This window comes from Mesorhizobium sp. M1227, from assembly GCF_040318315.1.
Taxonomy (GTDB): Bacteria; Pseudomonadota; Alphaproteobacteria; order Rhizobiales; family Rhizobiaceae; genus Mesorhizobium.
Genome location: NZ_JAMYLZ010000069.1, coordinates 1 through 11,511, shown reverse-complemented (window position 1 = coordinate 11,511; position 11,511 = coordinate 1). Strand labels below are relative to the sequence as shown.

13 protein-coding genes and 4 pseudogenes are annotated in these 11,511 nt (G+C 59.9%); 8 read left to right on the top strand and 9 right to left on the bottom strand.

Annotated elements, in window-relative coordinates; genetic code table 11:
* Nucleotides 1-230 precede the first annotated feature (230 nt).
* From NKH28_RS33420 to NKH28_RS33410, 3 genes and pseudogenes are all read right to left on the bottom strand, one after another.
* Nucleotides 231-399: pseudogene (locus NKH28_RS33420) on the bottom strand (IS5/IS1182 family transposase); the annotation flags it as partial.
* A 133-nt stretch (nucleotides 400-532) separates the two neighbouring features.
* Nucleotides 533-1,420, bottom strand: coding sequence for a TauD/TfdA dioxygenase family protein (locus NKH28_RS33415; protein ID WP_352981375.1), 888 nt, complete (start codon nucleotides 1,418-1,420; stop codon nucleotides 533-535).
* Between the two features lie 210 nt (nucleotides 1,421-1,630).
* Complete coding sequence (locus NKH28_RS33410) at nucleotides 1,631-2,578, bottom strand: hypothetical protein (protein ID WP_352981374.1); 948 nt, start codon at nucleotides 2,576-2,578, stop codon at nucleotides 1,631-1,633.
* A gap of 293 nt (nucleotides 2,579-2,871) precedes the next feature.
* Here NKH28_RS33410 and NKH28_RS33405 point away from each other — a divergent pair, with 293 nt between their 5' ends.
* From NKH28_RS33405 to tnpB, 3 genes are all read left to right on the top strand, one after another.
* On the top strand, nucleotides 2,872-3,036 hold the full coding sequence (locus NKH28_RS33405; protein ID WP_352981380.1) for a hypothetical protein: 165 nt from the start codon (nucleotides 2,872-2,874) through the stop codon (nucleotides 3,034-3,036).
* A complete protein-coding gene (locus tag NKH28_RS33400) occupies nucleotides 2,982-3,194 on the top strand; it encodes a hypothetical protein (protein ID WP_352981373.1) in 213 nt (70 codons plus the stop codon). Before NKH28_RS33405 ends, NKH28_RS33400 begins: the two co-directional genes overlap by 55 nt.
* A 165-nt stretch (nucleotides 3,195-3,359) precedes the next feature.
* Nucleotides 3,360-3,509, top strand: coding sequence for an IS66 family insertion sequence element accessory protein TnpB (gene tnpB / locus NKH28_RS33395; protein WP_352981372.1), 150 nt, complete (start codon nucleotides 3,360-3,362; stop codon nucleotides 3,507-3,509).
* A 162-nt stretch (nucleotides 3,510-3,671) separates the two neighbouring features.
* Here tnpB and NKH28_RS33390 read toward each other — a convergent pair whose 3' ends face one another.
* Complete coding sequence (locus NKH28_RS33390) at nucleotides 3,672-3,866, bottom strand: hypothetical protein (protein ID WP_352981379.1); 195 nt, start codon at nucleotides 3,864-3,866, stop codon at nucleotides 3,672-3,674.
* Here NKH28_RS33390 and NKH28_RS33385 point away from each other — a divergent pair.
* From NKH28_RS33385 to NKH28_RS33365, 5 genes and pseudogenes are all read left to right on the top strand, one after another.
* A complete protein-coding gene (locus NKH28_RS33385) occupies nucleotides 3,792-4,112 on the top strand; it encodes an IS66 family transposase (protein ID WP_352981377.1) in 321 nt (106 codons plus the stop codon). The genes NKH28_RS33390 and NKH28_RS33385 overlap by 75 nt on opposite strands.
* Nucleotides 4,058-4,231 carry an IS66 family transposase zinc-finger binding domain-containing protein gene (locus tag NKH28_RS33380; protein ID WP_352981371.1) on the top strand — a complete coding sequence of 58 codons (174 nt, stop codon included), beginning with the start codon at nucleotides 4,058-4,060 and terminating at the stop codon, nucleotides 4,229-4,231. Before NKH28_RS33385 ends, NKH28_RS33380 begins: the two co-directional genes overlap by 55 nt.
* Nucleotides 4,228-4,560: pseudogene (locus NKH28_RS33375) on the top strand (IS66 family transposase); the annotation flags it as partial. The gene NKH28_RS33380 and the pseudogene NKH28_RS33375, both read left to right, overlap by 4 nt.
* A 19-nt stretch (nucleotides 4,561-4,579) precedes the next feature.
* Nucleotides 4,580-4,987: pseudogene (locus tag NKH28_RS33370) on the top strand (IS66 family transposase); the annotation flags it as partial.
* Between the two features lie 457 nt (nucleotides 4,988-5,444).
* On the top strand, nucleotides 5,445-5,822 hold the full coding sequence (locus NKH28_RS33365; RefSeq protein ID WP_352981378.1) for a YecA/YgfB family protein: 378 nt from the start codon (nucleotides 5,445-5,447) through the stop codon (nucleotides 5,820-5,822).
* Between the two features lie 97 nt (nucleotides 5,823-5,919).
* On the opposite strand, the pseudogene NKH28_RS33360 reads toward NKH28_RS33365, so the two are convergent.
* From NKH28_RS33360 to NKH28_RS33340, 5 genes and pseudogenes are all read right to left on the bottom strand, one after another.
* Nucleotides 5,920-6,419 (bottom strand): annotated as a pseudogene (locus NKH28_RS33360) (helix-turn-helix domain-containing protein); the annotation flags it as partial.
* 51 nt (nucleotides 6,420-6,470) lie between these two features.
* Nucleotides 6,471-6,791 carry an IS4/Tn5 family transposase DNA-binding protein gene (locus NKH28_RS33355; RefSeq protein WP_352981370.1) on the bottom strand — a complete coding sequence of 107 codons (321 nt, stop codon included), beginning with the start codon at nucleotides 6,789-6,791 and terminating at the stop codon, nucleotides 6,471-6,473.
* Nucleotides 6,792-7,026: 235 nt separating this feature from the next.
* A complete protein-coding gene (locus tag NKH28_RS33350; RefSeq protein WP_352981369.1) occupies nucleotides 7,027-8,805 on the bottom strand; it encodes an ABC transporter permease subunit in 1,779 nt (592 codons plus the stop codon).
* Nucleotides 8,806-8,827: 22 nt separating this feature from the next.
* The gene (locus NKH28_RS33345; protein WP_352981376.1) at nucleotides 8,828-9,919 is read right to left on the bottom strand and encodes an ABC transporter ATP-binding protein; all 1,092 of its coding nucleotides are present in this window, start codon (nucleotides 9,917-9,919) and stop codon (nucleotides 8,828-8,830) included.
* Nucleotides 9,920-10,161: 242 nt separating this feature from the next.
* Nucleotides 10,162-11,265: an ABC transporter substrate-binding protein gene (locus NKH28_RS33340; RefSeq protein ID WP_352981368.1), complete on the bottom strand. Its 1,104-nt coding sequence runs from the start codon at nucleotides 11,263-11,265 to the stop codon at nucleotides 10,162-10,164.
* Nucleotides 11,266-11,511: the final 246 nt, after the last annotated feature.

Sequence of the window (11,511 nt, the reverse complement as noted above, 5' to 3'; positions counted from 1 at the left end):
GCTCGCCACTGCCGCTTGTACGTTATGCTGCCGACGACCGTACTCTGACCTCGGAAAGGGGGTACCGGTCAGAGGTATCGCTGAGGGCATCGTCACCATATCTAACTTCAATTGGTTGCCTCGCGGCGGTCCAATTGAGCAACACTACGCACTTGATCGAAATTCGTAGCCGTCGCCAAGTTTTTGTACCATGAGACACTCACCCGCCGGGAGACAGTCGAGCATGGCGATGGCGGGCTTGCCGTCATGCGCCTGTCCGGCGGTCAGGACGAGATCGACCGGCCGCCCCTCCGCATCGACGAGCGCGTGGACCTTGCTCGTGAGGCCGCCGCGAGAACGTCCCATGCAACCATCGTCATGGCCCCCTTTTGCCGTGGGCGTATGCTGGTGAACGCGGACAGAACCGTCAAAGAACGAAATGCAGTTTATGAGCTTGCGACCTAGGTTATTGTGTTTCATGGTTCGCCCTTGCTAAGAAAGAGGCAAGGTTCCGGCCTACCCAGAGCCCCCCGAATTCAGCTTACCGCTTGCTCTAAACCACCTTTGCCGCCGGCGCCGGCTGGATAAATTTAGATCGCGCAACACTGTACCGGCCGTCGACACTGACGGGCACCTCGCCCTCGATGGTTGCGCGACGAACGACCCGGCGTTGGTCGCCGTAATCCTTGGTCGCACAATGCATCGTTGCCCGATTGTCCCAAATAGCGACATCACCCTGCTTCCACTTCCAGCGCACCGTGTTTTCCTGAGCGGTGACATGAGACTCAAGTAGATCGAATAGCCTCTGGCCGTCATATTTGGAAACACCAACGAAACGCGCTACGTAAACGCCGAGCACGAGCGTGCGCTCGCCGGTCTCGGGGTGGACGCGTACGACCGGATGCTCTGTCTCGATTATCGGTCCAGTATGGGGCTCGGTAGAAGACCTGAGATAAGATCCGGGGAAGCTGTGATCAGCCCAGAGTTCGTCGGCAAGCCGTCGCAGCGGCAACGGTAAGTCGAGATATGCGGCCGCCGTGTTAGACCACACGGTGTCGCCGCCGACTGACGGGATCACAACGCTTCGCAGCACCGCGATCTTGGGATAGGCCTCCATGCAGGACCAATCGATGTGCCAAACGTCAGCCCCGATATCGCCACGTGCGGAATCAATGTCGTAAATCGGCGTCGTTCCCTCCGGATATGCCGAGGGCTTCCCCAATCGCAGAGAAAAGCGCTCCTGCTCAGCGTCGTCGAGATGACTCTGGTCGCGAAAGAAGATCACCTTGTGCTCAAGCACCAGCCCGTTTATCGCTGCGATGGTCCGGTCCGGCAAATCGGCCGACAGCTTGACATTCTTGATTTCAGCACCGATGCGCGCTGTGCATTTGATGACATCCGTACGTGGAATGACATTATCGATCAAGTCCATCTCACTCATGGTGGCATTCTCCAATGCTGCAGTTTTGCTAGTCATTCGCAGGTGGTAGTGTTTCACGTGTTATTGCGAATCGCACCTACCACTCCTGATAGGCTCGCCGAAGCGAGGTGGTCACCCATCTTGGGAGGGCAGGTCAGCGCGACGTCCGAAATAAAATCGCTTTGCCCCCAAAGTCTAAGCCGCCTACGCCAGCGGCTACAGACGCTTGACTTAAGACGCGCCAAAGAACAAATGTATGTTCACGCCACTGCTCCTCTTCGAACTGGCTGGATTCTCCGACGAGCGGATGCAGGCTCCGATCCGAGCCTTCTCCCTTGATCCAATGGAGATGCCGAAGGCGATGTCGTGCAAGCGGGTCATGCCGCGCCAGACGGCCATGTTGCCGGGAGGCGGATCATGTTTGCGGGCGAGATCGCCGCCAAGCATGGCGATTTGCAGCAGGTAGGCGGCGAGTGTGGGCGGTTGGAGGCGCGGTCGCGTTCGCGCGCGGCGATCTGGTCGAGCGCAGTGATCTCGGCGAAGGCTGTCGGGCGCGGCGTCTGGATTGGCGCGCGCCGACATAGTGACGAAGAATATTCGCCAGCTGACCACCGCGGGCCTCCCCTCCTCGGCACGGCAGCCGGACTTCATAGCCCTGTGGAAGACCTCCGCCTTCCAGCGCAGGGCGTGCCAGCCGAGCTTCTCGACCGCCACGGAGAGATCTTCGACCAGCAGGTTGTTTACCAGCTTCCAGTCGATCGGCTCGCGACCGGGCGGCGGATCTTCTTCGAGCGCGTGGATGTAAGTCAGAACCTGCGGACTGTAGCGCTTCTGCTTGCCCACGGGCGGCAAGGTTCTGATGGCGGCGAACTTCACCTGCAGCCAGGTCGTCTCGTCCTGATAACCGACCGTAATGCGATGACGTCCCGCCCAGGGCGCCGCCGGCAAAGACGCAATGAGCAGGATCGTGTGGGGCAGCATCGGCAGGCCGCTCGGCCAGCCTGTTCGTCTGCCCCGCACGATGAAGCTGGTACCAAGGTCCTGCGCGGTGCAATAGAGCTCGTAGATGTCGCTCTCCCGGTCACCCACATGCAGACAGCGCTCGGGCGCGCCCACGAGCGCGATCGACTGGCGTAGGTTCTCCAGCCAGCGGTAGCTGTCCTTCGTCTCGATCGGCACGCGCGTGGGATTGCTGTGCCGCTTGAGCGCGAGCGTTCCCTTTGAATTCGTTCGTGTCCCAGAATTTCACCGCCGTCAGAGGCCGGTGAGGATGACGGCCAGGCTCGAATGCATCAGCATCCCGCATAAGGTCAGCACGTACGGCTGCCCAGCCTTGTAGCGCCCGGCGTTGACGGTCTAGCCGATTTTGCCCGGCTGCGCACGGCTTTAGATAAATTCGGTCGTGTCCTGCAGGAGTAAGCGGTGCGCCAAGGCACCTTGCAATAGGCTGATGAACATGGAGCTTTCGCGCCATGACATTGGAACATGCGAGGGGCCATATGGTCGCCGAGATCAGCGGCGGCGCGCCGGCCGAAGATTGTGCAGCGGTGCCCGGGCGCGTGCGGCAGCGGAGGCTGTGGAGTTGCACGGAGAAGCGCGCGTTGGTCGATCTGGCGAGCGCGGCGGGGTCGGCGTAGCTCCGTCACAGCTCTATGCCTGGCGCAAGCAGATGGCCGGCCACGAGATCGAGGCCGATCGGGCGGTGGCAACTTTCGCGCGGATCGAAGTGAACGATCTGCCGAGGTTGAGCGTCCCGTCGCCGATTGCCCGGACCCGGCCGGCAGGATCGTCGTGACCTTTCCGAACGGCGCGCGATTGCGGATCGACGGGACCGTCGATCCGACGGCGCGGCGTATCGTCCTGGCGGAGTTGACCAGGTGATCACGGTGGTGCCGACCGACCGGATTACCTTTGCTGCGGTGAGACCGATACCCGCCGCGGGATCAACAGCCTGGCGCGCATGGTGCAGCAGGTGCTCGCGCTCGACCCGCATACCGGCGCGATCTTCTGCTTCCGAGGACGCAAGGGTCATATCATCAAGATTCTGGCGCATGACGACCAGGGCTTTTGCTTGGTTGTTTCGCCTGGCCGACCACCAAGGATCAGGTGACTGTGTCGCTTACCAAGGCAGAGCTTTCGCTGCTTCTGGACGGGTTCGACTGGCGCCGGCCGAACAAGATTTATCGACCGCGTCTGGCCGGCTAAATTCGGTCGTTTCTCATTGATTTGTAGGTCTTTCCAGTATGTAATTTGGGTGTCGAAACAAGCTCCCTCAATCGCTGATTTCCTCGCCCGGATCGCCACCCTGGAGGCGGCCGTTTGTGCCCGTGACATCGCCATTGCCGAACGTGATGAGCAGCTGCGAAGAGAGCGCGCCGAGGCCGCGCTTCGCATCCATCGCCTGCAACTGCGGATCGATCGCTTCAACCGCAAGGCCTTCGGCCGCTCCTCCGAGGAGCTCGGCCAAATGCGACTCGAACTCGATGATCTCGAGACCGATTTCGCCGCCAGCGTGCCCGCGAGCTGCCCATCGTCGCTGACACCGACAAGGTCCGGGTGTTACCGGTGCGCAAGCTCAACCCCAACCTGCCGCGCAAGCGGCTCGTTCGCGAGCCGTCTTGCGCATGCTGCCCGGGCTGCGGCAGCGATCTGCGCGCCATGGGCGAAGATAGCGAGGAGATGCTCGATCTGGTCGCCCAGGCCTGGCAGGTGATGGAGACCATTCGACCCAAGTACAGCTGCCGGACTTGCGATAAATCATCCAGGCGCCGGCACCAGCCAAGGCCATTGCACGCGGCAAGCTCAGTTATGCCGCGCTTGCCCATATCATGATGGCCAAGTGGGGTTATCATTTGCCCTTCTACCGTCAGGCACAGATGATGGCCGCCAAGGGCATCAATATCGAGCGACCCACGCTTGCGCGCAGCGCCGGCTACGCCGCCGCCTTGCTCGATCCGATCTACAACCGCATTCGTGAGATCGGCCGTACCCGCACCAAGATCCACACCGACGACACGCGGCTTCCGATCCTGGCGCCCAGCACCGGCAAGACGCACAAGGGCGCGCTCTGGGTTTACGTCGCCGACGATCGCAACTCGGGTTCGCAGGAGCCGCCGATCGCCTGGTATCGCGCCACCATGGGCCGCGCCGGCGAGAGCGTGATGAGCGAGCTCGCCGGATTTGCCGGCACGCTCCAGGCCGACGGTTTCAGCGGCTATACTCTACAAGGGCGGCGCCATTCGAGAAGCAGCCTGCCTGGCCCATCTACGTCGCAAGATATTCGACGTTCACGACAGCCAGCCGACCGAGCTCAGCACGACGGCGATGGCCGGCATCCGGGCGATCTACCGCATCGAGGAAGAGATACGGGGGCTGCCGCCCGCCGAACGATTGGCCTCACGACGAAGGCGGACCCGACCACTGGTCCGCGCGCTGCGACGACAGCTCATGCGCCAAGGCAAGGGTTTGTCGCGCCATGCCGGTACCGCGAAGGCCTTCGCCTATGGCACCAAGCGATGGCGCGCGTTCAACCGCTTCCTCTACGATGGCCAAGTCGAGCCCGATAACCTGATTGCGGAGCGGGCCATTCGTGGATTTACGGTCGGCAGGCGCAATTGGCTTTTCTCGGGCAGCTTCGCCGCGGCAGAGCGGTCAGCGGTCGTGCTCAGCATCATTGAGACCTGCAAGCTCTGCGGCGTCGATTGCCGAAGCCTACATGGCCGATGTCACCGAGCGCATCCAGAACGACTGCCCAGCCTCGCGCTGGGACGAGCTGATGCCGTGGAATTGGGTGCGCCGCCAAGCGATGCCGCTCCCGTTGGCGGGATGAGCGCAATAGATGACGTGGCACTGTCGGACGAGGCGCTCGAGGCCTGGATGGCCGTCAGGACCAACCCCCGCCCGCTGGTGCGGACCATGTCGGCGCTGGATGGCTTCGTAACGGCGGCGGTCACCGGGCCGCGGTTCGCGGACCCGCAAGACTGGATGTGCCCGCTCATGGGGTTGCCGCGACGTCCTGGCCAAAGGCTCTGCTACCGATCACGCCGTGTTTACCAGCGTCGCCAGGATCCACAACCGGATCAACGAGACGCTCTTCGACAGACCGCAGGATTGCGCGCCCCGATTCGCCACCAAGCCCAGCGGCGGCATCGACCCGCGGCCGTGGTGCCAGGGGTTCTACGCAGCCATGAATCTCAACATCAAAAGCTGGAAACGGCTACTCGACCTCAACAACCCCAACCACGGCCTGCTGCTGCCGATCCTGATCTACTGCGTCGACAAAAAGGGGAAGCCCGTCCTCGGCAAGCCCAGGCCAGGGCCCGAGACCGCGCGCTTCATCGAGCATGAGGCCTGCAAAGACATCTCGCTCGTCATTCCCGCCCTCCGCGAACTCCACTACGTCACCCATTATGACCCGGAGTGATCGGCGCCGGCGCGCCGACCAACAAGCGACCTAAACATCAAGACAATTTCGGGAAAGGTGCCTTGGCGCACCGCTTACCTTCAGCGTGCGAGGCCAGTTTTTTGAATTCCTCGATGATATGGGCATCCTGCGCCGGATGACGCGGTCGCACACTCATGTGGGAGAAGCCGAGCTTGTGCAGCAGCTTCCCGACATAGCGCGCGTCATAATCAATGCCGAAGCGGTCCTTGATGGCTTTCTTCAGGTCGATCCGCCGCCAGCGAACGACGCCATCGACGGCACGATCCGGGCCCTTCTCCACAAGCGCGGCCGTTCGGCCTGCTGCTCATGCGACAGCCGGGACGCTGGTCCCGGCGCCCATTGGTCCACAAGACCATCGTGGCCGGCCGTGTTGAACCGATGCACCCAGTCGCGTAGCATCTGGCGATCCATCCCGCCGATCCGGCCGATCCGGGCCGCATCGGCCCGGCTCATGCCGTCCAGAACCGCCGCGATCGACAACACCCGGCTGCTCTGGCGCACATCCTTTGAGTTCCGGGCAAGACGGCGAAGCTCCCCCGCCGAAAAGTCCGTCCGCAACTTCGCCGCTGATCCAATCACCGAATCTCCTTCGGCAATAGGGAATCACTGCGCGCAAATCGGCCAAAATCACAAAGAGTCAGCAGCCAAGACCGTTGGTATTACCTGCAGGATAAGGATCGGACCTTCGCTCGCCGCAACGCGTGCTGCGGTCGCGGCGAAATGGCCGGCGAGAACGCTGTGTTCGGTCACACGCGGATTGTCAAAGAAGCGGTAGGCCGCCTTCGCCGCTGCCCAGTCGCCGCAGGCCGCCGGGATCGGCTTGCCCGGCGCTGCTGACAGCTGATCCAGCAACCGCTGCAGCCGACCGACCAGACGCTTGTCGGGAAGGGCCGCTGCGCGAAGCTCTTCCTGCCAAGCGGCTTCGCTGCTGCTGGTCTTGTCTCGCATCCGTGACGCCTCCGTGATTCGGCGTCACCGACAGAGTCACGGCAGATTCATTCGGGGCAATAGGCCCGCCGACGATGTGGGTAATCGAAGCCTCGCCGGAGGCGTACCTTACGGCGATCGGGCCAAGTCTTTAATGACTTGCGGCAAGCCTCATCCACCATGATCAGGCGGGTTTAGACAAGTTCACCCGACAATCGATGCATCCTCCTCCGAGTCCACCCACAGGTTTTGCAGCTCAAGTCGCAAATTCCGGAAGCGACTGGTTACCTCTCGGCCGGGACCGCCACCACGTGAGATAGAGGATAAGGAGCCAAAGCACGGGCACAAGCATTAGTAGGGACGACACCGCTGCGATCGTGGGATCGATCTGGTTGCGTATGTTCTCCCACATTTTCAGTGGGAGGGTACGGATCGAATACCCGCTCACCATCGATGTTATGACGAGTTCGTCGAAGGAGTGGAGGAACGCGAACACGGCCCCACCAATAACCCCCGGCCGGATCAACGGAAGTGTTACTCTCAAAAAAGTTTGAAGCGGCCCCGCCCGCATGCTCTTGGCTGCCTGCTCCAACGTTCGATCAAAATTCGCCAGCGTCGCCGATACGATGACTACAACGATGCCAATGGCACCGACGCTTTGGGCCAGGATGATCCCAGTCTTCGAGCCTATCAGTCCGAGATTGACCAGCCCAAGATAGGCGGCGACGCCGACCACGATGACGGGAATGGTGACGGGAGTCAAGATCGTCATTGTCAGGAAGCCGCGTAGCCGAGGATGGGTGCGGTTGAGGCCATAGGCCGCGAGCGTCCCGACGATAGTCGACAGAATAGCCACCGCAACGCCGATCTGGATGCTAGTCCAAGCGGCGCCATTCCAGGACGGATCGCCAAAGAAAGCTCGGTACCATTGGAGCGAAAGGCCCGAGGGCGGGAATTCCAGAAAAGTCCCGGCACTGAACGACATGATAATCACGATAAGGCCAGGGGAAAGAAGGTAGACCATAACGAGCAATACGAACACCGCGCCGACGATGTTCGACAAGCGGCTGTCATCTCCTACCTGGTAGAGATGGGCTGTCCAAAGCTTTGCCCGATAGGGACTGAGAAACTCACTAAAATACCGTTTCAGCATCCCAAATTTAGGTAGCCGCCCAACCCAAGACTTCCGCGCTGGCATCGTCGCGCGCCCTTGTGCACCTGCGAGGTCGAGCCCTAGCATGGAAAGCACGGCGACGGCGATGGCGAGGAGGATGAAGGCTGAGGTGGCGATTCGTGAGATGTCGAAGGAAGTTGCGACTTGCCCCGCAATAAAGGTAGACAGCATGGCATCACGCAAGCCGCCGAGAGCAGTTGGCGTTATGTAGAACCCCAGACAGAATACGAAGACCAGCAGTGAGCCACTGCGCACGCCCGGCAAGCTGAGCGGGAAGAACACCCGCCAAAAAGCTGTGAGCGGCCGCGCCCCCATACTGCGCGCGGCCGACATCAGCGACCTGTCGATGCCCATCATGGCGCTAACCAGAGGCAGGATCATGAGCGGCAGCATAATGTGCACCATGCCGACATAGACGGCTATGGTGTTGTAGATGAGCGGCAGTGGGCTGTGGATCACCCCGAGGTGAAGCAAAAAATTGTTGATCACGCCGCGATCGCCGAGGATGACAATCCATGCATATGTACGAGCCAACCCACTGGTGAGATAGGGGATGATGACGAGCGCAATGAGGGTTATGCGCACGCTTCTCGATGCGGTCACGATCAGATAGGCTGTGGGATAGCCGACGATGAGGCAAATGACGGTGGCCACGACGCTCACTTCGATGGTCTGGAAGAGTACGCGGACGTTCGCCGGCTGGTCAAAAAACTTATAATAGTTGGCTGCCGAAAAGGCCGGCGCATTGATGCTGGTCAGGAATAGATGGATAATCGGTATTCCGAATATTACGAGCAGGATGGCAAAGGCTGGTACGGTAAGCCCAATCGGCATTTGACAAAATTTTTGAAAGACCTTCATCAGGTTTGCCCCTCTTCGCGCTTCACGCGGCGACAAAGCGAATGTCTGACCGAAGCCAGCCGAGGCATACCCCATCGCCGGGTCGGAAGATTGGCTGTCCTGCGGCGACATGTTCACGCACGATGAAAACGCTGCTACCGACGCGCACATGGTATTTCCGCAAGGGGCCGGCGTAAATCATATCGTCGACGGTGCCAGTGACGGACTGGCGCTGGTCTGCATCGCCGCGCTTCCGCGCATCACGAGCGACGATTCTGATACGTTCGGGCCGGATCATGGCCACAGTGCCGGAAGGCTGATCTGCATCGGATTCAATCTTGAAGTTGACATTTTCGAGGATGTTGGCCTCACCCAAGAATTTTGCCACGAAGCATGTTGCCGGCCGATCGTAGAGGGCCTCCGGGCTGTCGGTCTGCTCGATCCGTCCCGCGCGCATGACGACGATGCGGTCCGACAGAGTGAGCGCTTCCTCCTGATCGTGCGTGACGCAGACCGTGGTGATGCCGAACTCTTTGTGTAGGCCCTTCATCTCGATCTGCATCTGCTCTCGAAGGTTACGGTCGAGGGCGCCGAGCGGTTCGTCGAGCAAGAGGAAGGGCGGATCTGCGATCAGCGCGCGGGCAAGCGCCACGCGCTGCTGCTGGCCGCCGCTCAACTGCGACGGCATACGGCCGCCAAAATCACTGAGGTGCACGCGCTCCAGCATGCGGCGGACCCGGTTTGTCCTCTCACCAGCGTTTATGCCTCGCATTTCGAGCGGGAACTCCAGGTTCCGTGTCACCGTGAGATGCGGAAACAGCGCATAACTCTGGAAAACGATGCCTTGGTCGCGCCGATAGGAGGGCACTGCGGCGACGGAGCGCCCAGCGATCAAGATATCACCTGAAGTAGGAGCCTCGAAGCCGGCGAGCAACATCAAGGTTGTAGTTTTGCCTGAACCGCTCGGACCGAGAATGGTCAGGAACTCCCCGCGACTTACCTTCAATGACAAATCTTTGACCGCAGTGATTTTCCCGTAAGTCTTAGTGACGCCCCGGAACTCAATCTGGGCCAGAACGGAGCTTTTCTCCAACGAGACAACCTCTGAAAGTGGGACGGGGGGGGGTGCATTCATGTTCACTGTCGCTCCTCCAGCACGATCCGGCCGCCGATCGACCCCTGCTAAACCGCAGGTGCTCCAACGCGATGTGGGACACAAGGGTAGGACCCCTGTGCGCACAGTCTTTCGGCGACTTTATATGCATTCCCCGAGTCTGCCAAAAACGGGGGCTTCAGTTAGGTCAATTCAACTCGCGGTCGCAAGCACGAGGGCGGTGAACGTTCGCCCGGCCAGAATAACTCCAGTCGAATTTAGGTCTATTGAAGAACCCACTCGTTCCAGCGCTGAATGAGCCGTTCGGTGTTGGTCAGGCCATCAGGCCCAATAGCATTATACCACTGTCCGTCCACAGCAACGCTGCTCTTCATGTACTCAGGATGGGTAGGAAGCTTGCGCGCGATTTTATCTGGAATCAGCTTGAAGGCGTTGCGGTTGGTTGGACCTTCGGGAAATAGCTGCGAGAATGCCGCTTGGCGGTCGGCGCGTGTAACGAATTCAATGAACTTCTGCGCATTTTGCGTGTTGGGACCCCCTTTGGGGATCACCCAATAGTCCCATTGTAGCTTTGCCTGGTTCCGATTGATTTCGATTGGTGCACCCTGCTCGATAAGAAGAAGCGCTCGGCCGTCATACGACTGCGCGACATCGACTGCCTTATCATGCAACATTTGCTGGATCTCGGAGCCCGAGCCCCACCACTTACGGATATGCGGTTTGATCTTGTCCAGACTGGTGAAGATGCGATCGATGTCCATCGGGTAAAGTTGATCGGCGGGTACGCCATCAGCCAGCAGAGCTTCCTCCCAAGGCCCTTCCGCTCCGTACTGCCCTGACACCAGCGTTCGAATGCCTTGAAACTTTGCGACGTCCCAGAAGTCGGCCCAGGTCTGGGGCCTCGGATTGCTAGCAGGAAACGACTCGGTATTGTAAACCATGTTGTACGAGTAGATGAGCGAGGAGATGCCGAACGGCTGCTTGGCGAATTCAAAGATGCCGTCTAGCTCTTCCTTTTTGTGAATTGAATAATCGATCTTCTCGAGTAGGCCTTTTCCGGCTAATGTTAGCGCGGAACCTTGCCCTACATAGCCAACATCAAGCGTAACGTTGCTCGATTTCACCATCAACTCAATTTGGCCCATGACTGCATCGTCAGTGATCGGGGCCACCTTGATACCTGTCTCAGCTTCGAATGGCTTGACATAGGCCTCGATGGTGGCCTTACCCACGTCGCCGCCCCCCACAGTAACCCTTAACTCACCCGATGATTGCGCCGAAGCCGGGCGAACCGAGGAAAGTGCGCCGGCTGCGATGGCCGACGAGGTTGCTTGCATGAAACGTCTACGATTGATCCAAGAGCTCATTTTAGTTCCCCTTTTTGATGGTAAACGCCCACCATGTGTACGTTCCCGAATTTGAGTGATCTACGGCCATAAGCGCATTGTAAGCGACGTGGTACGGGAATTTTCGTCAAATGCAGGTTACATAAATCGTCATCGAGAAGTGAAATGGACCCTAAATCTGAGATGAGTTCATGCCGTACCAGCCCATTCAAATCTATTCTTCGCCCTGACTCGACTTGCTTAGGCATCATGCGCGATAGAGCGCGG

Excerpts from the sequence above, each read along its gene's own strand:
- NKH28_RS33405 (WP_352981380.1), top strand. The coding sequence starts at position 2,872 with ATGACATTGGAACATGCGAGGGGCCATATGGTCGCCGAGATCAGCGGC.
- NKH28_RS33340 (WP_352981368.1), bottom strand. The coding sequence starts at position 11,265 with ATGAGCTCTTGGATCAATCGTAGACGTTTCATGCAAGCAACCTCGTCG.
- NKH28_RS33355 (WP_352981370.1), bottom strand. The coding sequence starts at position 6,791 with ATGCGAGACAAGACCAGCAGCAGCGAAGCCGCTTGGCAGGAAGAGCTT.
- NKH28_RS33380 (WP_352981371.1), top strand. The coding sequence starts at position 4,058 with ATGGGCGAAGATAGCGAGGAGATGCTCGATCTGGTCGCCCAGGCCTGG.
- tnpB (WP_352981372.1), top strand. The coding sequence starts at position 3,360 with ATGGTGCAGCAGGTGCTCGCGCTCGACCCGCATACCGGCGCGATCTTC.
- NKH28_RS33345 (WP_352981376.1), bottom strand. The coding sequence starts at position 9,919 with ATGAATGCACCCCCCCCCGTCCCACTTTCAGAGGTTGTCTCGTTGGAG.
- NKH28_RS33350 (WP_352981369.1), bottom strand. The coding sequence starts at position 8,805 with ATGAAGGTCTTTCAAAAATTTTGTCAAATGCCGATTGGGCTTACCGTA.
- NKH28_RS33415 (WP_352981375.1), bottom strand. The coding sequence starts at position 1,420 with ATGAGTGAGATGGACTTGATCGATAATGTCATTCCACGTACGGATGTC.